22 protein-coding genes are annotated in these 19541 nt (G+C 66.0%); 10 read left to right on the top strand and 12 right to left on the bottom strand.

Translation table 11 applies throughout. From position 1 onward, the window contains the following. Window positions 1-10 precede the first annotated feature (10 nt). The 4 genes from U9J41_RS14135 to U9J41_RS14120 form a co-directional block, all read right to left on the bottom strand. The gene (locus U9J41_RS14135; RefSeq protein ID WP_322402836.1) at window positions 11-538 is read right to left on the bottom strand and encodes a chemotaxis protein CheW; all 528 of its coding nucleotides are present in this window, start codon (window positions 536-538) and stop codon (window positions 11-13) included. 1 nt (window position 539) lies between these two features. Next, on the bottom strand, window positions 540-908 hold the full coding sequence (locus tag U9J41_RS14130) for a response regulator (RefSeq protein ID WP_322402835.1): 369 nt from the start codon (window positions 906-908) through the stop codon (window positions 540-542). Between the two features lie 22 nt (window positions 909-930). Continuing rightward, window positions 931-1329 (bottom strand): response regulator, encoded by a 399-nt coding sequence (locus tag U9J41_RS14125; RefSeq protein ID WP_322402834.1) that lies wholly within the window; start codon window positions 1327-1329, stop codon window positions 931-933. 174 nt (window positions 1330-1503) lie between these two features. Next, window positions 1504-1656: a rubredoxin gene (locus U9J41_RS14120; RefSeq protein ID WP_029755924.1), complete on the bottom strand. Its 153-nt coding sequence runs from the start codon at window positions 1654-1656 to the stop codon at window positions 1504-1506. A gap of 118 nt (window positions 1657-1774) precedes the next feature. Between U9J41_RS14120 and thiD the strand changes: the two genes are divergently transcribed. From thiD to U9J41_RS14100, 4 genes are all read left to right on the top strand, one after another. Next, window positions 1775-2596: a bifunctional hydroxymethylpyrimidine kinase/phosphomethylpyrimidine kinase gene (gene thiD, locus U9J41_RS14115; RefSeq protein ID WP_322402833.1), complete on the top strand. Its 822-nt coding sequence runs from the start codon at window positions 1775-1777 to the stop codon at window positions 2594-2596. A gap of 13 nt (window positions 2597-2609) precedes the next feature. Further along, window positions 2610-3911 (top strand): glutamate-1-semialdehyde 2,1-aminomutase, encoded by a 1302-nt coding sequence (gene hemL, locus U9J41_RS14110; RefSeq protein ID WP_322402832.1) that lies wholly within the window; start codon window positions 2610-2612, stop codon window positions 3909-3911. A 204-nt stretch (window positions 3912-4115) separates the two neighbouring features. Further along, window positions 4116-5393 (top strand): NRAMP family divalent metal transporter, encoded by a 1278-nt coding sequence (locus U9J41_RS14105; RefSeq protein ID WP_322402831.1) that lies wholly within the window; start codon window positions 4116-4118, stop codon window positions 5391-5393. A gap of 152 nt (window positions 5394-5545) precedes the next feature. Then, the gene (locus U9J41_RS14100; RefSeq protein ID WP_322402830.1) at window positions 5546-6154 is read left to right on the top strand and encodes a heme-degrading domain-containing protein; all 609 of its coding nucleotides are present in this window, start codon (window positions 5546-5548) and stop codon (window positions 6152-6154) included. Here U9J41_RS14100 and corA read toward each other — a convergent pair whose 3' ends face one another. The 8 genes from corA to mpl form a co-directional block, all read right to left on the bottom strand. Next, window positions 6155-7120, bottom strand: a complete 966-nt coding sequence (gene corA, locus U9J41_RS14095) for a magnesium/cobalt transporter CorA (protein ID WP_322402829.1) — start codon at window positions 7118-7120, stop codon at window positions 6155-6157. Between the two features lie 195 nt (window positions 7121-7315). Beyond that, window positions 7316-8056, bottom strand: a complete 741-nt coding sequence (gene mtgA, locus U9J41_RS14090) for a monofunctional biosynthetic peptidoglycan transglycosylase (RefSeq protein WP_322402828.1) — start codon at window positions 8054-8056, stop codon at window positions 7316-7318. After that, window positions 8053-8877: a shikimate dehydrogenase gene (aroE, locus tag U9J41_RS14085; RefSeq protein WP_322402827.1), complete on the bottom strand. Its 825-nt coding sequence runs from the start codon at window positions 8875-8877 to the stop codon at window positions 8053-8055. Before aroE ends, mtgA begins: the two co-directional genes overlap by 4 nt. A gap of 25 nt (window positions 8878-8902) precedes the next feature. Continuing rightward, on the bottom strand, window positions 8903-9754 hold the full coding sequence (locus tag U9J41_RS14080; protein WP_322402911.1) for a TonB family protein: 852 nt from the start codon (window positions 9752-9754) through the stop codon (window positions 8903-8905). Window positions 9755-10009: 255 nt separating this feature from the next. Continuing rightward, the gene (locus U9J41_RS14075; protein WP_322402826.1) at window positions 10010-12079 is read right to left on the bottom strand and encodes a ribonuclease catalytic domain-containing protein; all 2070 of its coding nucleotides are present in this window, start codon (window positions 12077-12079) and stop codon (window positions 10010-10012) included. Between the two features lie 2 nt (window positions 12080-12081). Then, on the bottom strand, window positions 12082-12693 hold the full coding sequence (locus tag U9J41_RS14070; RefSeq protein WP_322402825.1) for a chorismate--pyruvate lyase family protein: 612 nt from the start codon (window positions 12691-12693) through the stop codon (window positions 12082-12084). Then, window positions 12690-13322 (bottom strand): YqiA/YcfP family alpha/beta fold hydrolase, encoded by a 633-nt coding sequence (locus tag U9J41_RS14065; RefSeq protein WP_322402824.1) that lies wholly within the window; start codon window positions 13320-13322, stop codon window positions 12690-12692. The genes U9J41_RS14070 and U9J41_RS14065 overlap by 4 nt, the downstream gene beginning before the upstream one ends. Next, window positions 13319-14701 carry a UDP-N-acetylmuramate:L-alanyl-gamma-D-glutamyl-meso-diaminopimelate ligase gene (gene mpl, locus U9J41_RS14060; protein WP_322402823.1) on the bottom strand — a complete coding sequence of 461 codons (1383 nt, stop codon included), beginning with the start codon at window positions 14699-14701 and terminating at the stop codon, window positions 13319-13321. Before mpl ends, U9J41_RS14065 begins: the two co-directional genes overlap by 4 nt. A gap of 88 nt (window positions 14702-14789) precedes the next feature. On the opposite strand from mpl, the gene U9J41_RS14055 reads away from it, so the two are divergent. The 6 genes from U9J41_RS14055 to prmA all read left to right on the top strand — a co-directional run bounded on the left by U9J41_RS14055 (window position 14790) and on the right by prmA (window position 19538). Further along, a complete protein-coding gene (locus U9J41_RS14055) occupies window positions 14790-15407 on the top strand; it encodes a hypothetical protein (RefSeq protein WP_322402910.1) in 618 nt (205 codons plus the stop codon). Window positions 15408-15441: 34 nt separating this feature from the next. Next, window positions 15442-15996, top strand: a complete 555-nt coding sequence (locus U9J41_RS14050) for a TlpA family protein disulfide reductase (protein ID WP_322402822.1) — start codon at window positions 15442-15444, stop codon at window positions 15994-15996. A gap of 118 nt (window positions 15997-16114) precedes the next feature. Further along, the gene (aroQ, locus tag U9J41_RS14045) at window positions 16115-16552 is read left to right on the top strand and encodes a type II 3-dehydroquinate dehydratase (protein WP_322402821.1); all 438 of its coding nucleotides are present in this window, start codon (window positions 16115-16117) and stop codon (window positions 16550-16552) included. Between the two features lie 88 nt (window positions 16553-16640). Next, window positions 16641-17105: an acetyl-CoA carboxylase biotin carboxyl carrier protein gene (gene accB, locus U9J41_RS14040; RefSeq protein ID WP_322402820.1), complete on the top strand. Its 465-nt coding sequence runs from the start codon at window positions 16641-16643 to the stop codon at window positions 17103-17105. Window positions 17106-17178: 73 nt separating this feature from the next. Then, on the top strand, window positions 17179-18588 hold the full coding sequence (gene accC, locus U9J41_RS14035; RefSeq protein ID WP_322402819.1) for an acetyl-CoA carboxylase biotin carboxylase subunit: 1410 nt from the start codon (window positions 17179-17181) through the stop codon (window positions 18586-18588). After that, window positions 18585-19538, top strand: a complete 954-nt coding sequence (prmA, locus tag U9J41_RS14030; RefSeq protein WP_322402818.1) for a 50S ribosomal protein L11 methyltransferase — start codon at window positions 18585-18587, stop codon at window positions 19536-19538. The genes accC and prmA overlap by 4 nt, the downstream gene beginning before the upstream one ends. Window positions 19539-19541: the final 3 nt, after the last annotated feature.

Raw genomic sequence — 19541 nt, 5'->3', positions numbered from 1 at the left:
GATTGATTGTTCAGCGTGCGACCTGCAGGAAGCGTTCCTCGCGCGCGAGGGCGGCCAGCGACAGCGGCGTCCATTCCTGTCCTTCGGCGTCGCGCAGGCCGCCGTCGGCAGGTTCCATATCGGCCGCGTGACGCAGGCCCACCACGCGCCCGACCAGCAGGGCGCACGGAAATGCGAGGCTCGGCGCGAACGTCACGAGGCGCGCGCCGGCGCCCGGCAGCGCGTTCGGCGCGGTCTCCGGATCGAGGTAGCGCGCCAGGTCGACGACACCGAGCAGGCTGCCGCGGACGTTCGCGAGGCCGAGATACCACGGCTGCGTGAGCGGCACGGCCGCCAGCGGCGGCAGCGGCACGATCTCGCCGGCTTCGACGAGGTCCAGCAGGTAGCGCACGCCGCCGATCTCCACGCCCAGCTGGTGTGCGCGCGCGCCGCTGCTCGTGCGCGCGGCCTGCATGCGCTCGAGCAGCTGTTCCTGGTACTGGCGCAGGCGGGCGCGGCGCGCCGCGCCTTTCTGTACGCCGGCGTCGCTGGCGTCCATGTCAGGCGCCGAGCGTGGCGATCGCGGCCAGCAGCCTGACCGGGTCGACCGGCTTGACGAAATAATCCTTCGCGCCCTGGCGCATGCCCCAGATGCGGTCCGTTTCCTGGTTCTTGCTGCTGCAGATGATGACGGGGACGGACGCCAGTTCCGGATCGCGCGCGATCGAGCGCGTCACCTGGAAGCCGTTCGCGCCGGGCATCACGACGTCCATCAGGATCAGCTCCGGACGGTCGGCGCGGATCTTGGCCAGCGCATCCTCGCCGTTGTCGGCGGTCGTCACCGTGAAGCCGTTGCGCACGAGGATGTCGGTCAGGTAATAGCGTTCGGTCGGCGAATCGTCGACGATCAGGATTTTTTGTATGGCCACGGTGGGCTCCGCATCGTTGGGTTCAGGCGCTGCCTGTGCCGCCTTGCGCATGGTCGCGCACGGCCGCCAGCAGGCTGTCTTTGGAAAAAGGTTTGGTCAGGTAGGCGCTCGAGCCCACCATCGCGCCGCGCGCGCGGTCGAACAGGCCGTCCTTGGACGACAGCATGACGACCGGCGTGGCGTGGAATTTCGCGCTCTTCTTGATCAGCGCGCAGGTCTGGTAGCCGTCGAGGCGCGGCATCAGGATGTCGCAGAACACCAGCGCGGGCTGGTGGTCGTTGATCTTGGCCAGCGCGTCGAAGCCGTCCTCGGCCAGCACCACCCGGTAGCCGGCCTGCGTCAGGAAAATCTCGGCGGACCGACGGATCGTGTTGCTGTCGTCGATCACCATGATCGTCAAGCCTGTCGGTTGCGTCGTCATATTCGTTTCACTTCAGCATGAACCCGCAAGATAGCATAGGGTCTGGGCCTTGTGCATGAAGTGTTGCAATGCGTCAACTCACCGACGCGCGCTTCATTGAATGGATGACATGGAAGATTGGCGAAACGTCACCACTTGTTAATCAAAGAGCAAACGAATCGGGCCGGATCGCGCTCAGATCGCGGTCATCTCGAAATCGTCCTTGCGCGCGCCGCATTCCGGGCACGTCCAGTTCATGGGCACGTCGGCCCAGCGGGTGCCCGGTGCAATGCCGTCGTCGGGGGCGCCGGCGGCTTCGTCGTAGACCCAGCCGCAAATCAGGCACATCCAGGTCTGATACACCTGTGTTTCAGTACTCACGTTCGATTCCTCTTTTCAGTTCAGTGTTAGCCTATCGGTCCCCATCAGATAAAATGGGGGGAGAGGTATCTTAATCTAACACGCTGTGCAAAACCAACAGTCTCCACTCATCCTCACGTTCGGCCCCTCCGATCCGGTCGGGGCGCTGGGCATCCAGTCCGACGTGACCGTCTTCGCCATGCATGGCTGCCACGCCCTGTCGGTCGTGACCGGCCTGCTCGCGGCCGATTCCGCACGCGTCGACGACATCCAGCCCACCGACCATGCATTCGTCGTCGAACAGGCGCGCATGGTCCTCGAGGACATGCCGGTGTCCGCCATCAAGATCGGGACGATGGCCAGCCTGGAACAGATCGCCGCGATCGCGGAGATCGTGTCCGACTATGCCGACGTGCCGCTCGTGCTCGATCCGTTCACGTCCTCGCTGCCCGATTGCGGCACGCGCGACGACGACATGATGACGCTCATTCATCAACTGCTCGTGCCGCAGGCCAGCGTACTCATGCTGTCGCAGCCCGAACTGGCCCGCTTCGCCGACTGCTGGCGCGACCCGGCCAGCCTGGCCACCGTCGCCGAGGACGCGGCGGACCTGACGGGCATCGGCTGCGGCCACGTGCTCGTGACGGGCACCGGCGGCGGCGACGGCACCCGCTGCAACGAGCTGTACGACCCGGACGGCCTGGCCATCGCCCTGCCCTGGGCGCAACTGCTGCCCGGCCCGTTCGTCGGCGCCGGCAACACGCTGTCGGCCGCGCTGGCGGCACGCATGGCGCGCGGCGCCGGTGCCCAGGAAGCCCTGGCGGGCGCCCAGGATTACGTCACCGGCGCCCTCGCCAACGCCCGCCGCTTCGGCATGGGCCGGCTCATTCCGAACAAGATCTTCCGCGCCCCCGGCGCGGCCTGCTAAATTCAAGAACACCATGACCGCAACCCCGAACACCACATCCCGGAACGACATCCTGTTCGCCCGCGCCCAGCAGACCACGCCGGGCGGCGTGAATTCGCCCGTGCGCGCCTTCCGCTCCGTCGGCGGGACGCCGCGCTTCATCACCCGCGCCGAAGGGCCGTATTTCTGGGATGCGGACGGCAAGCGCTACATCGACTACATCGGCTCCTGGGGCCCGGCCATCGTCGGCCACACCCATCCGAAGGTCGTGAAAGCCGTGCAGGACGCGGCCGCGCGCGGCCTGTCGTTCGGCGCGCCGACCGAGGGCGAAATCGAGATCGCCGAGGAAATCTGCCGCCTCGTGCCGTCGATCGAGCAGGTGCGCCTCGTCTCGTCCGGCACGGAAGCGACGATGAGCGCGCTGCGCCTGGCGCGCGGCGCCACCGGCCGCGACAAGATCGTCAAGTTCGAAGGCTGCTACCACGGCCACGCCGATTCCCTGCTCGTCAAGGCCGGCTCGGGCCTGCTCACGTTCGGCAACCCGACGTCGGCCGGCGTGCCGGAAGACTTCGTCAAGCACACGCTCGTCCTCGACTACAACAACATCCCGCAGCTGGAAGACGCGTTCCAGTCGATGGGCGACACCATCGCCTGCGTGATCGTGGAAGCCGTGGCCGGCAACATGAACCTGATCCGCGCGACGCCGGAATTCCTGCACCGCATGCGCGAACTGTGCACCGAGTACGGCACGGTCCTGATCTTCGACGAGGTGATGTCGGGCTTCCGCGTCGGTCTCAGGGGCGCGCAGGGACTGTACGGCATCACGCCGGACCTGACGGCGCTGGGCAAGGTCATCGGCGGCGGCATGCCGGTGGCTGCCTTCGGCGGCCGCGCCGACCTGATGCAGAAGATGGCGCCGATCGGCCCCGTCTACCAGGCCGGGACGCTGTCCGGCAACCCGGTCGCCGTCGCCGCCGGCATGACGACCTTGCAACTGATCCAGGAACCGGGCTTCTACGAGCATCTCACCGCGCAGACGGCGAAGCTGGTCGACGGCCTCACCGCCGCGGCGCGGGAAGCGGGCATCGCATTCTGCGCGGACGCCGTCGGCGGCATGTTCGGCATGTATTTCGCGGACACGATCCCGTCCACCTACGGCCAGATGATGGCCGGCGACAAGGAGCGCTTCAACCGCTTCTTCCACGGCATGCTGGACGAGGGTGTGTACTTCGCCCCGGCCATGTTCGAGGCCGGCTTCGTGTCGGCGGCGCACGATGACGGCGTGATCGCCGCGACGGTCGACGCGGCCCGCCGCGTCTTTTCCCGCATCGCGTAGGGTGGGCACCCCGTGCCCACGCGTGACGTTGGCGTCAAGTTGGCATCAGGCAGGCGTTAAGTTAGCGTCAGGCTGGCGTTAAGTCGGCGTTACGTTCAATGTAGCGCACCGCGCGTTTGCCGCCACGACGCACACGCCCGCGTGGGCACAGTGTGCCCACCCTACAACTGTCGACCATCGACCTCCATTCGCGCCAGGCCACCCATGCCGTTCAAGCTTTTCCGCCGCCTCACCGACAACGCCACCCTGAAATCGCTCGGCCCCGGCCTGATCACCGGCGCCGCGGACGACGATCCGTCCGGCATCGCCACCTATTCGCAGGCCGGCGCGCAATTCGGCTTCAACACGCTGTGGACGCTCGTGCTGACCTACCCGTTCATGGTCGGCATCCAGCTCGTGTCGGCGCGCATCGGCCGCGTGACGGGGCGCGGGCTGGCGGCCAACATCCGCCGCGCGTACTCTCCCTGGCTGCTGTACGTGATCGTCGCCCTGCTGCTCATCGCCAACGTGATCAACATCGCGGCCGATATCGCCGCGATGGGCGAAGCCCTGCGCCTCGTGACCGGCGCGGCGTCCGGCCAGCCGTACGCGCTCGGCTTTGGCCTGGTGTGCCTGCTGCTGCAGGTGTTCCTCCCGTACGCCACGTACGTGCGCTACCTGAAATGGCTGACGCTGGGCCTGCTGGCCTATGTCGCGACGGCATTCGCGGTGCACATGCCGTGGACCGAAGTGTTCGCGCGCACGGTGTGGCCGCACTTCACGTTCACGAAGGATTCCGTCGCGCTCATCGTCGCCGTGTTCGGCACGACGATCAGTCCCTATCTGTTCTTCTGGCAGGCGTCGCAGGAAGTCGAGGAGATCCGCAACGACCACCACACGCGCGCCCTGCGCACGCGCCCGCGCGACGCCGCCGCCCAGCTCAGGCGCATCAAGTCCGACACGCTGATCGGCATGGGGTTTTCCAACATCGTCGCCTTCTTCATCATGCTGACGACGGCCGTCACGCTCGGCGCGCACGGCATCACGGACATCCAGTCCTCAAGCCAGGCGGCCGAGGCGCTGCGTCCGGTGGCGGGCGAATTCGCGTTCTTCGCGTTCGCGCTGGGCATCATCGGCACCGGGCTGCTGGCCGTGCCCGTGCTGGCCGGCTCGGCCGCCTACGCCGTCACCGAGAGCTTCCGCTGGCGCAACGGCATGGACCTGAAAGTCGTGGAGGCGCGCGAGTTCTACGGCCTCATCGCCCTCGCGACCCTGGGCGGCGTGCTGCTCGACTTTGCCCCGATCCACCCGATCGAGGCGCTGGTGCTGTCCGCGCAGATCAACGGCGTCATCGCCGTGCCGATCATGGCCGTCATGATGCTGCTCGCGCATAACCGCAAGATCATGGGCAGCTACACCCTGTCGATGCGCCACACCGTCATCGGCTGGGCCGGCGTGGCGATCATGCTGGTGGCGGTCGTCGCGATGTTCGCGACGCTGTGATTCCCCGCGGCTGCTGAACCTCGCACTGCCCGTGATGATGGGCGCGCCGGCCACCGTCGCGTTCGCGGCGAACCTGTTCCTGAACCTGAAGCAATAAGCGCGGCGCTCCGGTTATACTTGCCCGGATAACAAAACCGGAAGAGGCGCGACGCATGGCTGTTCATCCCGTTCGATTTTCCTGCGCCGCGCTGGCCGCCGCGGGCCTGTTCGCCGTCGCGTCGCTTTCGACCGGGGCGCCGGACCGCGCCGCAACGACCACCCCGCCAGGAACCAGCATGGAAAAGAAACCCGTTTCGCTCGCCACCATCACACGCCAGGAGCAGGCGCTGCAATTCACGTCCTTCGACAACGACGCCGCGCTCGCGATCGGCAACCGGATCGTCGAGCAGGCCAAGGCCGACAAGGTCGCCGTCACGGTCGACGTCAGCGTCAACCGCAATCCGCTGTTCTTCCACGCGATGGCGGGCACGAGCCCGAACAACGCCGACTGGATCCGCCGCAAGAGCAACCTCGTGAACCGCACGGGCCACGCGTCGTTCTGGGTGCACACGCAAGCCGTCGAGCGCGGCCAGGACTTCGACAACCTGCCGACGTTCGACAGCAAGGATTACGCGGCCCACGGCGGCTCATTCCCCATCGTCGTCAAGGGCACGGGGCAGATCGGCACCATCACCGTGTCCGGCCTCGCGGGCGTGGACGACCACGCGATGGTCGTCCGCGCGCTCAAGTGGTACCTGAAGGCGGACGACGTGCCGCTCTGATTATTTGAGCCAGCCGCGATGGCGGAAATACAGGAACGGGGCGATCGCGCTGACGACCATCAGCCCGAGCGACCAGCCATAGCCGAAGTTCCAGTGCAGCTCCGGCAGGAATTCGAAGTTCATGCCGTAGATGCTGGCGATCAGCGTCGGCGGCAGGAAGGCGACCGAGGCCACCGAGAAGATCTTGATGATCTTGTTCTGGTTGATGTTGATGAAGCCGACGGTGGCATCCATCAGGAAGTTGATCTTGTCGAAAAGGAATGAGGTGTGGCCGTCCAGCGATTCGATGTCGCGCAGGATCTGGCGCGCTTCCTCGAACTGGTCCGTATTCAGCAGGCGGCCGCGCATCAGGAAGCTGACGGCGCGGCGCGTGTCCATCATGTTGCGTCGGATGCGGCCGTTCAAGTCTTCCTCGTGGGCGATCGCATTCAGCGCGGAGGCCGCGTCCTGGTCGGTGAATTCCTTCTGCAGCACGCGCTGGCTGACCTCTTCCAGGCTTTCGTAGATGCCTTCCAGCGCGTCGGCCGAGTACTCGGCGTCGGTCGCGTACAGGTCGAGCAGCACGTCCATGTAGTCCTCGATCGAGCCGGGCCGCGAGCGCGCGCGCAGGCGCACGAGACGAAACACGGGCAGGTCGTCCGTGTGGACCGAGAACAGGATTTTCCTGGCCAGGATGAACGCGACCGTCACGATGCGCGACGGGCCGTCCTCTTCCTCGCGCAGGAAATCGGTGCGCAGGTGCAGGTCGCCGTTTTCCGCCTCGTAGTAGCGGGCCGAGGCCTCGATGTCCTGGACTTCGTCCTCGCCGGGCAGGATCACGCCATAGGTCGCCTTGACCAGCGCGCGTTCCTCGTCCGTGGGATCGGTCAGGTCGACCCAGACGGCCGGCGCGTTCTCCAGATCGGCCCGCGACGCGACGGGCACCTGGTTCAGTCGGCCATTTTGTAGGACAAATACGTTGATCATGCGCTGCTTTCTCGGCCGGATTCGGAAACAGCGCAAGTGTACCTGCAAGCTCTGAGGCCGGCCACCTAAACACCGGGGTCAGAGCCCGGTTTTTGGAAATAGCCGTTGGGAACATCGAATTGCGGCAAGCCAGCGTCGCTGCGCCTCAACAGCTTGCACTTGGTATCTTGCCAAAAATCGGGCTCTGACCCCGGTTTAGGGCAATTCCGCGGCGTTCATGCGGCGCTGGATGACCGCGGTGCGGCGCGCCAGGTAGTTGGTGTCGCGGTGGCGGTCGTAGAAGCGTGGGTTCGGCAGCATCACGGCCAGGCGCGCCCCCTGGGCCGGGTTCAGGTTCGCGGCCGCGGTGTGGAAGTAGTGGCGCGCGGCGGCTTCGGCGCCGAACACGCCGCGGCCGAATTCGACCACGTTCAGGTAGATTTCCAGGATGCGTTCCTTGTCCATCACCGCTTCCAGCATGTAGGCGATGACGAGTTCCTGGCCCTTGCGCAGGTAGTTGCGCGAGCCGGACAGGAACAGGTTCTTGGCCAGCTGCTGGGTGATCGTCGAGCCGCCGCCCACGACCTTGTGCTTCTTGTTGTTGCGCTCGTACGCCCTTTCCAGCGCGTCCCAGTCGACGCCGTCGTGGTCGATGAAATTGGCGTCCTCGGAGGCGATCACGGCACGTTTGAGGTTGTTCGAGATGCGCGCGTACGGCACCCACACCTGTTCCAGCTTCGCATTCGGGTTCTGCTCGCGCAGCGCCGCCAGCTGCTGGCGCATCATGCTCGTGGACGATGGGTTGAACTGCGTCCACCAGCAGACCATCGCAAAGAAATACAGCTGCAGCAGGACGACGAGCAGCAGCGGACCGAGGACGATCCATTTCAGCCAGCGCCGGCCGCCGGCCTTCGAGCGCACGAGCGCGCCCGCCTTGAGCGTGCCGATGCCGCTCATGACGGCGCGCGCATGCGGGCCAGCAGCGCCGCCGTTTGCGGCCGCACGCCGCGCCAGATGGCGAACGCCTCGGCGGCCTGTTCGACGAGCATGCCGAGACCGTCGCGCACGGTGGCGCCGTGCGTTTGCGCGAACCGCATGAACGGCGTCGGCTCCTTCCCGTACATCATGTCCAGCGCCAGCGTCCCCGCGCGGAACGCCGAGGCGGGCACCGGCGGCAGGTCGGACGACAGGCTCGCCGACGTGGCGTTGACGACGACGTCGAACGGGCCCGTGATCGCGTCGAAGCCGCAGGCGCCGATCTGTCCCGGATACGCCACGTGAGCGGCAAAATGGTCGACGAGCGCATCGGCCGTCGCGCGCGTGCGGTTGGCGATCACGATCGCTTCCGGCCGCTCGCGCAGGAACGGCAGGATCACGCCGCGCGCCGCGCCGCCCGCGCCCAGCAGCAGGATGCGCTTGCCGGCGAGCGGCACGCCGACGTTGTGCACGATGTCGGCCACGAGGCCCGGACCGTCCGTGTTGTCGCCGACGATCTCGCCGTTGTCGAAGCGCAGCGTGTTGACGGCGCCGGCCAGGCGCGCCCGCTCTTCCAGCCGGGTGGCCAGCGCGGCCGCTTCCAGCTTGAACGGGACCGTCACGTTGGCACCGCGGTACCCTTGCGCGACGAGGCCGCGGACGGTGTCGGCGAAGCCGTCGAGCGGCGCCAGGCAGCGCCCGTACGAGATGTCCTGGCCGGTCGCGGCCGCGAAGGCGGCGTGGATGTCCGGCGACTTGCTGTGGGCGATCGGGTTGCCGATCACGCAATATTTATCGCTCATTCAATCTCCTGCATTCAGTCTGCCGTCAGCCGTCCCCGCGCAATTCCGCCTGGAGTTTTTCCTCGCGCGTGAATTTGAAGCGGGTGACGACGATCCACAAATCGTCCTTGTCGGTCGAGCGCATATTGGCCGGGAATTTGCCGAACGGAGCCGCCCGGCGCACGATGGACAGCGCGGCCTTGTCCAGCGCCGGATTGCCGGAGCTGCGTTCGATGCGCGGTCCGCCTTCCTTTTCGTAGAGGGTGCCGTCCTGGAAGATCGGGATGTAGACGACCAGTTCGCCGTACAGCTTCTTCCCGTTCTGCTGCGGGAAGTTCAGCGTGCCGACCTCCTCCACGCGCTTCTGCATCGCCTTGTAATACATGGCGTAGCCGACTTCGCGCGTGCTGGGGCTGATGAACGTCTTCTTGGGGCGCTTGTTCTCGTCGGCGATGCGCTGGGTGATCTCGGCCGTCATGCGCGCGATGGCCCGGGTGGAATCGAGGTTGTCGGCGCCCGTGCGGCTGGGGTCGGGTTTATCCTGGTCGGCCAGGGGCGCGCGGTTGAACTGCGACTGGCGCATCTTCGTCAGGACGCTTTTCTGCTGCTGTTCCAGCTCGGCGATGCGGCGCTGCACGGCCTTGATGCTGTCGCCATTGTCGATCTTGCGCAGGTCCGGCAGGGGCGACTGGGCGCGCCCGGCATCGGCATTGCCGCCGCCGTCCAGGTTGGCCTGCGCCAGCGCGTCGGCCTTGACGGGCGCGCGCGCATGCTTGGCGTTGACCAGGATGACCTCCAGGCCCGGATCGGCCGGCTGCAGCCGGAATGCATCCGGCGCGGCGAAGCGGATCGCCAGCAGGGAGGCATGCGCCAGCACCGAACAGGCGATGGCGATCATCAGGGGACGGTTGTGTCGGAGGGTCTTCACGCGCTGCGGGGTGGGACGGTTGGGGTCACGGAACTGCCCATTCTACCGTGCAGCGCGGCATCTGGGGTAGCGTGGGCACCCCGTGCCCACGGAGATGTCGCCGCGACGCGACCATTTGGTGCGCACGGGGTGCCCACCCTACGGCGGCGATACACGCCGTCAATATGCCGCGGCGATGCCGCCTGTCGTTGGACGCGTGGACGGCAAATCCGTCCACGCTACGCATCACGCCTGCTCGCCCGCCACATCGGTCTGCGTCTCCGGATCGGTGACGGTCACGGCACCTTCGGCCTCGGCCGCTTCCGCCGCGGCCGCCTCGCCCGTGTCGGCCCCCGCAGCGCCGGCCGCCTCGTCCTCTTCATCCAGGCCCAGCTCCGCGGCCGCCTCCGGCGCCACGGCGGCCACCTCGAGCAGGCGTGCCTCCAGCGCCAGGTCGACCTCGTCCCAGCGCACGATGTCCAGGCGGACCTGCGCGCCGCGCGCGGCCTGCGGCATGCCCGGCAGGCGGATCACGAGCGGGATCTCGACGAGGCGCAGCACCTCGTCCTTCAAGACGACGGCATCGACCTGCCTCGCGTTTTCCTGCGCCAGCCAGCGCAGGCACCAGTAACGCTCCATGTTCTGCTGGAAGTCGTTGTAGGCCGAGTAGGCGGCGTCGAACGCGGAGACGATCGAGAACAGGGTCGCGTCGCGGTGCTTGAACGGGGCGACGAGCGGCGCCGTCACGCCGTTCGCGGCGCAGGCGAGGATCTGCCACTGGTTCACGAGGTCGGTGTAGCGGCGCAGCGGCGACGTCGACCACGCATATTGATCGACGCCGAGGCCCTGGTGCGGCGCCGCGTGCGTGACCATGCGCACCTGCATCTTGGCGGCCCAGCCGCCGGCCCCCGGTCCCTGCGAGCGGTAGATGCCCGGCACGCCGCAGTCGTGCAGCAGCTTGCCCCACGTGCTGTTCGCGAAGATCATCAGCTCGGCCACGATCTTGTCCAGCGGCGCGCCGCGCTTGCGGCGCACGATCGTCACGACGTCGTCCTCGACATAGAAATTGAAGTCGACGCGGTTGGCCTGCTCCGGCTTGAGGCCGAAATCCTCGCGCTTCTTCATGCGCCCCGCTTCCAGCTGCAGCGCCCATTGCCACAGCAGGCCCAGCTCGGTCTTGTGCGGGTAGTCGCCCTCGCCGCTGTTCAGCGTGTCCTCGTTGACGACGTCATCGAGGTCGTTGTGGCGCAGATTGTTCTTGATGGGCACGCGCTCGGCACGCGTCGTCGTCGAGATCACGGACCACGAGGCCGGGTCGAGCACGGCGTACAGCGACAGCGCCGGGCAGTCGGTGCCCTCGGCCAGCGTGTAGGCATCGACGACCTCGTCCGGCAACATCGTGATCTTGTCGCCCGGCATATACACGGTCGACATGCGCGCGCGGGCGATCTTGTCGATGGCGTCGTCCGGGCGGATGCCCAGGCCCGGCGCGGCGATGTGGATGCCCACGCGCACCGTGCCGTCGGCCAGCGTCTCGACGGAGAACGCGTCGTCGATCTCGGTCGTCGTCACGTCGTCGATGGAGAACGCGGCCACGTTCGCCAGCGGCAGGTCGCCGGGCGGCGGCGGCACGGTCACGGGCGGGAAGCCGGCGCCGCGCGGGAAATACTCGAACAGGAAGCGCCCCATGTGCAGCTCTTTCGCCGACGCGATGCCGCCCGTGGACAGCATCAGGCGCGGGGCCGTCGTCTGCAATTCGTCGGCGGCCGTCTCGAGGGCCTTGTATTCGATGCTGTTCTTGTCTGGCTTGAACAGCAGTTGCTGGACCAGCGGCTGCATCGCCTGCGGCAGCGTGCCGGCCTTGAGTTCCTCGACAAACGCGGCCTGGACGACGGCCTGCTGTTTCTTCTTTTCGATGCCGGCCAGCGCCGCGCGCAGCGATTGCTCCGGCGCCGCCTTGTAGCGGCCGCGGCCCTTCTTGTAGAAATAGATGGGCGAGCCGTGCAGGGCCAGCACGAGGCCGGCCGCTTCGAACGGCAGGGGCGCATGGCCGAAGTATTCCGCGCCCAGCTCCGCGAACCCGAATTCTTCCTGGCCCGCGACTTCCCACAGAAATTCCAGGTCGACGTCCGCCGCGACGGCCTTCGCCTGTTCCAGCAGGGTAGCAGGATCGGGCTTGTCGAACTGCAGCAGCACATCGCGCGCCTTGACCTTGGTACGCTTCCCGCTCGGCATTTCGACCTGGTAAGCCTCGCCCGCCTGCGACAGCACGGTGCCGACCTTGAAATCGCCGGACTCTTCAAAAAATAAGTTCATGTTTATTTCGTATTCATATTGGTTGCGGTCGCTACAAGATCCAGCACCGAGGGCAGGAACACCTCGGTGACCAGCAGCAGGCCCTGGCGGCGGCGGTACACGCAACGCCGCGCAAAAAAAGTCATGTCCGTCGGACCAACCGAAGTCTCGCGCGCCGGGCCATCGTGACCGAGCGCATCACGCACGCGGGCCAGCAGCGGATGGCCCGGACGCAGCCGCGCGAATTCGAGCGCGCCGCGCGTTACCCTCGGATCGTAGAACAGCGTGGTGCCGAGCGAACGCTCGCCCAGCGCCGAAAACAATGGCCAGTCGCTCGCGCTCGCGCTCATCGGCACGACGGTGTGGCCGTACACGACCGGCCGGCCATCGCAGCGCAGCAGCACTTCGCGCTCCCACACGCGCTGGGGCCGCGCCAGGCCGATGGCGCCGGCCTCGTCCGCCAGGCAGACATTGCCCGCCTGGCGCAGTTTCTGTACGCGAAAATGTCGGCTGTGCGCGATCAGGCGCGCCGTCAGCGAGCCCGGCGTCGTCAGCCAGTCGCGCATCGCGGCCGGCGCGTGCACGCCGTCCGGATGCGCCAGCCAGCGGGCCTGGCGCCGCGACCCCGGCCTCACCTTGCCGGGTCCGATCCGGCGCCGCCTTGCAGATTATCCGTCAGGCAGAATGCCAGCACCTCGTCGACATACTGCTCGAATTCCGACACCGCGTGGTCGCTGCCCTCAATGACGTGCTGGTGCGCGCCCCCGTAATGCGCAACCATGTCGCGGTAGTCCAACACCTCGTCGCCGGTCGCGGCCAGCAGGAAATAACGCTCCGGACGCGTGATGGTGCCGACCTTCAATGCGGCCAGCTCGTCGATGTACTCGCGCTTGAATTCGAACGGTTCGCCGGTGTGCCATTCGGTCGTGATGCCGACGTGCTTGTCGAGGTCCTTCAAGGGATCGACGGCAGGGTTGATCAACGCGGCGCGGCAGCCGAAGCGTTCCGCCAGCCAGGTGGCGTAAAAGCCGCCCAGCGAGGAGCCGATGATCGCCAGCGCATTGTCCCCTCTTGCCGCGTAACGCTCGACCAGCGTGAGCACGAGGTCCATCGCGGCCTTGGGCGATGGCGGCAGTTGCGGACAGATCAGGTCGCCAGCGCGGCCGGCCGCCTCCATCCGCTGCTGCACGACGCGCGCCTTGAACGAGCGCGGCGACGAACGGAAGCCGTGCAGGTAAAGAAGATGCGGTGTGATGCCGCTCATACCGCCAGCGCCTCCAGCAGCTTCTGGTGGACGCCGCCGAAGCCGCCATTGCTCATCACCAGGATGTGGTCGCCCGGCTGCGCGGCCTGGACGACCGCCTGCACCAGGTAATCGAGCTGGTCGAAGCTGTGCGCGTTGGCGCCCAGCGGTTTCAACGCGTCGGCCAGCGACCAGCCCAGCGCCTGCTGGCTGCCGAAGCCGAACACGAGGTCGGCATCCTTGAGGCTGCCCGGCAGCGCATCCTTCATGGCGCCCAGTTTCATCGTGTTCGAACGCGGTTCCAGCACGGCGAGGATGCGGGCGCCGCTTTTATCCCCTGCGCCGATCTTCTGGCGCAGGCCGCCAATCGTCGTCGCGATGGCCGTCGGATGGTGCGCGAAGTCGTCGTACACGGTCACGCCCTTGACCTTGCCGCGGACTTCCATGCGCCGCTTGACGCTCTGGAAGCGCGCCAGCGAATCGATCGCCTGCGCGGGCGGAACGCCGACATGGCGCGCGGCGGCGATGGCGGCCAGCGCGTTGCTGCGGTTGTGATGGCCGGTCAGGTCCCAGTGGACGGTGCCCTGCTGCTGGCCACCGAACAGGACATCGAAGCTGGAGCCGCCCGGATGCTCGACGAGGCTCCAGTCGACGCCCCCGGAACTGCCGAAGCTTTCCTTCTCGCTCCAGCAGCCGCGCTTCAGGACGCGCCCCAGCGACGCCTCGTCGCCATTGACGACGATGCGGCCGACGCCGGGCACCGTGCGCACGAGGTGGTGGAATTGCGTCTCGATGGCGCCGATATCCGGGAAGATGTCGGCGTGATCGTATTCAAGATTGTTCAGCACCGCGGTCTTCGCATGGTAGTGCACGAATTTCGAGCGCTTGTCGAAGAAGGCGGTGTCGTACTCGTCCGCCTCGATGACGAAGAAATCCGAATCCGTCTCGCCGGACAGGCGCGCCGACACGCCGAAATTCAGCGGCACGCCGCCGATCAGGAAGCCCGGAGAATAGCCGGCATCTTCCAGTATCCAGGCTAGCATCGACGACGTCGTCGTCTTGCCGTGCGTCCCCGCGACGGCCAGCACCCATTTATTATGAAGAATATGGTCGCCGATCCATTGCGGGCCAGAGACGTACGGCAAGCCGCGGTTCAGGATTTCCTCGACGAGCGGATTCCCGCGCGTCATCACGTTGCCGACGACGTACAGGTCCGGGTTCAGGTTCACCTGCTCGGGCCCGTAACCCTGGATCAGTTCGATGCCCTGGGCTTCGAGCTGGGTGCTCATCGGAGGATAGACGTTGGCGTCGCACCCGGTGACGCGATGGCCGGCCTCTTTGGCCAGCACCGCGAGGCCACCCATGAAGGTGCCGCAGATGCCGAGGATATGGATGTGCATGACGTGCCGAATGAGAGATCGGTTAATGGCGAATACGCGATTCTACCCGACGCGATGCCATTTTCCTTTCAAGAGTATGATCTCGAACATGATGCCCAATTCAAATGACGACCTCCAACAGGTGCGTGCACGCATCGCCGCGACGGCCGCCCGCTTGATTGCCCAGGACGGGGCCGACTACTCCACGGCAAAGACGAAGGCGGCGCGCCAGGTGCTCGGCGTGGATCGGCCTTCTCCGAATTATTTGCCGGACAATATACAGGTCGAGGACGAGGTACGCCGCTACCAGACCCTGTTCCATGGCCCCGCCCAGGCCGCGCGCGTCAGGCACATGCGCAGCGCGGCCCTCGAAGTGATGGAACAGCTGGCCGAATTCCGCCCCTATCTCACGGGTGCCGTGCTGAACGGGACGGCGGGCGAACATGACATCATCCACCTGCAATTATTCGCCGACAGCGCCAAGGAAGTCGAAATCTGGCTCCTGAACCGCAACGTCAATATCGAGCTCTCGGAAACGCCCCACTTCAAGGGCGGTCGCCACGATCCGGTGGAGACGGTCAGTTTTACGTGGCAAACGGAGATGGTGCTCGCCGAGTTATATGAGATGAACGACCTGCGGGGCGCGTTGAAGCCCCGCGCCGACGGCCGCCTACAGCGCGTCGATGCCGCCGGCCTGCGCAATCTGCTGGATGACCATGCCGAATAAGCGTTCGGCACTCGATACTTTGTGGAATAACAGAATGAACAAAAAACACCTGGCCGGCTATGTGATCCTGGCCACCGCCTTTACCGTGCTGGGCGCCATCGCCGGCGTCAAGCAGGACGCCAAGGGCCCGCTGACGACGACGTATGCGCCGACGGACGGCCGCCCGCACACGGCCGTAACGAATTTGTATGCATCGTCGCTGAACGACCTCGCCGGCAAGCCGCAGCCGCTCGGCCAGTGGAAAGGCAAGCCGCTGCTCGTCAACTTCTGGGCCTCGTGGTGCGCGCCGTGCGTGTCGGAGATGCCGGAACTGTCCGCACTGGCAGCCAAGGACGGCGGCAAGCACTTCAATGTCATCGGCATCGGCATCGATTCCCCCACGAACCTCGTCGAGTTTACCCGCAAAATCAAGATTGCCTACCCGTTGTACGTAGGCGGCATGGGTGGCACCGACCTCGCGCGCGATCTCGGCAACGCCAACGGCGGACTGCCGTTTACCGTGCTGATCGGCGCAGATGGCCAGGTCCGCAAGACTTACCTGGGCCGCCTCAAGTTCGATCAGGTGCGCGCCGACCTCGCCAAGCTGTAGGCCGCGGCCGGCGCACAGTGAACGATCGTTCACTTATTTTCCGACTTCTTTTTATCGCTTGCCAATACGTAACGTTGGCGGCAAAATGCCTGTCTTTCGGGCAAACAGACGGTTCAACATGGCGAAAAAGCTACTGCTGCTCAATGGCCCCAACCTGAATTTGCTGGGGACACGTGAGCCTGCGGTGTACGGCGCGACGACGCTGGCCGACATCGAGCAGGCCGCCACCGCCCAGGCCGATGCGGCCGGGGCGGAGATCGCCTGCTTCCAGAGCAACCATGAAGGAGCGCTGATCGACCGTATCCACGCTGCCCGCCAGGAAGGCGTCGATGCGATCGTCATCAACCCGGGCGGACTGACCCATACCAGCGTCGCACTGCGCGATGCGCTGGCCGGGGTGGATATTCCGTTCGTTGAAGTGCACATCTCTAATATTTACAAGCGCGAGGAATTCCGGCACCACTCATTCTTGTCCGCGATTGCGCTCGGCACGATCTGCGGACTGGGAACTGATGGATATCGCTTTGCCATCGACTTCGCGCTGAAACAGCGTTAATCTACGTCAACTTCACGCATTCCGCGCGTAAGTGCGTACCACCCGACGCGCCGTATGCTCTTAAACAAATAATTCCAAGGGGTTTCACATGGATCTAAGAAAACTCAAGACACTGATCGACCTCGTCGCCGAGTCGGATATCGCCGAACTCGAAGTGACCGAAGGCGAAAGCAAGGTCCGCATCGTCAAGTCCTCGGCAATCCCGCAGAATCAGATGGTCATGATGCCGTCGCAGGGCGTCCAGCAGTTCTCGACGCCGGCCATGCAGGCGCCGGCCGCCGCGCCCGCCGCGGCACCGGCCGCGCCGGCCGAACCGACCGGCCACGTCGTCAAGTCGCCGATGGTCGGCACCTTCTATCGCTCCTCGGCACCGGGCGCCCCGGCGTTCATCGAAGTCGGATCGACCGTGAAGGAAGGCGATACCCTGTGCATCATCGAAGCGATGAAGCTCCTGAATGAAATCGATGCCGACGCCTCCGGCACCGTCACCAAGATCCTGGTGGAAAACGGTCAACCCGTCGAATTCGGCCAGCCGCTGTTCGTGATCGGCTGATGTCTCCCGGCGCGGTCGTTCGACCGCGCCCTCCCGGCATGTCGCCGGCACTCAAAGAAACACCGAACTTACCATGTTTGAAAAAATTCTTATCGCCAACCGTGGTGAAATCGCGTTGCGTATCCAGCGCGCCTGCCGCGAAATGGGCATCAAGACGGTCGTCGTGCACTCCGAGGCCGACAAGGACGCCAAGTACGTGAAGCTGGCCGACGAGTCCGTTTGTATCGGCCCGGCGCCGTCGGCGCAGAGCTACCTGAGCATGCCGGCGATCATCAGCGCGGCCGAAGTCACGGACGCCGAGGCGATCCACCCGGGCTACGGCTTCCTGTCCGAGAACGCCGATTTCGCCGAACGCGTCGAAAAATCGGGCTTCGTGTTCATCGGCCCGCGTCCGGAATCGATCCGCCTGATGGGTGACAAGGTCTCGGCCAAGCAGGCCATGATCCGCGCCGGCGTGCCGTGCGTGCCCGGCTCGGACGGCGCCCTGCCCGACGATCCCAAGGAGATCATCCAGACCGCGCGCCGCGTCGGCTATCCGGTCATCATCAAGGCCGCCGGCGGCGGCGGTGGCCGCGGCATGCGCGTCGTGCATACGGAAGCCGCGCTGCTGAACGCCGTCGCGATGACCAAGACCGAGGCCGGCACCGCGTTCGGCAATCCGGAAGTCTATATGGAGAAATACCTGGAGAATCCGCGCCACGTGGAAATCCAGATCCTCGCCGACGAGCACAAGCAGGCCGTCTGGCTGGGCGAACGCGACTGCTCGATGCAGCGCCGCCACCAGAAGGTGATCGAGGAAGCGCCGGCACCGGGCATCCCGCGCAAGCTGATCGAGAAGATCGGCGACCGCTGCGCCGAAGCCTGCCGCAAGATCGGCTACCGCGGCGCCGGCACGTTCGAATTCCTGTACGAAAACGGCGAGTTCTACTTCATCGAGATGAACACCCGCGTGCAGGTCGAACACCCGGTCACCGAAATGATCACCGGCATCGACATCGTCCAGGAACAGATCCGCATCGCCTGCGGCGAAAAGCTGCGCTTCCGCCAGCGCGACATCATGCTGTCGGGCCACGCGATCGAGTGCCGCATCAACGCGGAAGACCCGTTCAAGTTCACGCCGTCGCCGGGCCGCATCACGGGCTGGCATCCGCCGGGCGGCCCCGGCATCCGCGTCGATTCGCATGCGTACGCCGGCTACTACGTCCCGCCGAACTACGACTCGATGGTCGGTAAGGTGATTGCCTACGGCGCCACGCGCGACCAGGCGATCCGCCGCATGCAGATCGCGTTGTCGGAAATGGTGGTCGAGGGTATCCTGACCAACATCCCGCTGCACCGCGAACTGATGGTCGACGCCCGTTTCATCGAAGGCGGCACCAACATCCATTACCTGGAGCAGAAGCTGGCCCACAAGCCGGACCTGCCGAAGGATGGCGCGATCGGCGCCAAATCCGAGGCTGCTGACTCGAAGGCCGAACAATGAGTTGGACCGAAGTCATCATCGAGATCGCACGCGAGCACGCCGAGGGGCTGTCCGATGCCCTGATGGAAGCGGGCGCGCTGTCGGTCTCTGTGGAAGATGCGGACGAAGGCACGGAAGACGAAAAGCCCCTGTTCGGCGAGCCGGGCATGGTGCCCGAGCAGGCCGCCTGGGACCACAGCCGCGTCGTCGCGCTGACGGACGAGGATGCCGACCAGGCCGCGATCGTGCTCGACGCCGCCACCGCCATCGGCCTGCAAAACGCGCCCGCGTTCACGACCCGCAAGGTCGCGGATGCCGACTGGGTGCGCCTGACGCAATCGCAGTTCGAGCCCATCCACATCGGCAAGAACATCTGGGTCGTGCCGAGCTGGCACGAAGCGCCGGACCCGGACGCGCTGATCCTGGAAGTCGACCCCGGCCTGGCCTTCGGCACGGGCAGCCATCCGACCACGCGCCTGTGCATGGAATGGCTGGAAGCGCATCCCGCACCCGGAAAATCCGTGCTGGACTACGGCTGCGGCTCGGGCATCCTGGCGATGGTCGCCAGGAAGCTCGGCGCACAGGACGTCACCGGCGTCGACATCGACGAGCAGGCCATCGAATCCGCCCGGCTGAACGCCGCGCGCAACCGCTGCGAGATCGACTTCTACGTGCCGGACGATTTCGGCGCGTCGACGCACGGCAACGCGCGTTTCGACATCGTCGTCGCGAACATCCTGTCGAGCCCATTGAAGCTGATGGCGCCGATGCTCTCGGGCCGCGTGGCCGACGGTGGTTCGCTGATCCTGTCGGGCGTGCTCGCGCGCCAGGCCGATGAAGTGGCCGCCGCGTACGCACCTTTCATCAAGCTGGGCGTCTGGGCCGAGTTGGACGGCTGGGTCGCCCTGCACGGGCAGCTCGGCGCGGCGCATGCACCGGAGCCCCGCGCTGCCATCGGCGACAGCAAATAAGGC

This window comes from Massilia luteola, assembly GCF_034420155.1.
GTDB lineage: Bacteria > Pseudomonadota > Gammaproteobacteria > Burkholderiales > Burkholderiaceae_D > Telluria > Telluria luteola.
This window is presented reverse-complemented; position numbering and strand designations above follow the sequence as displayed.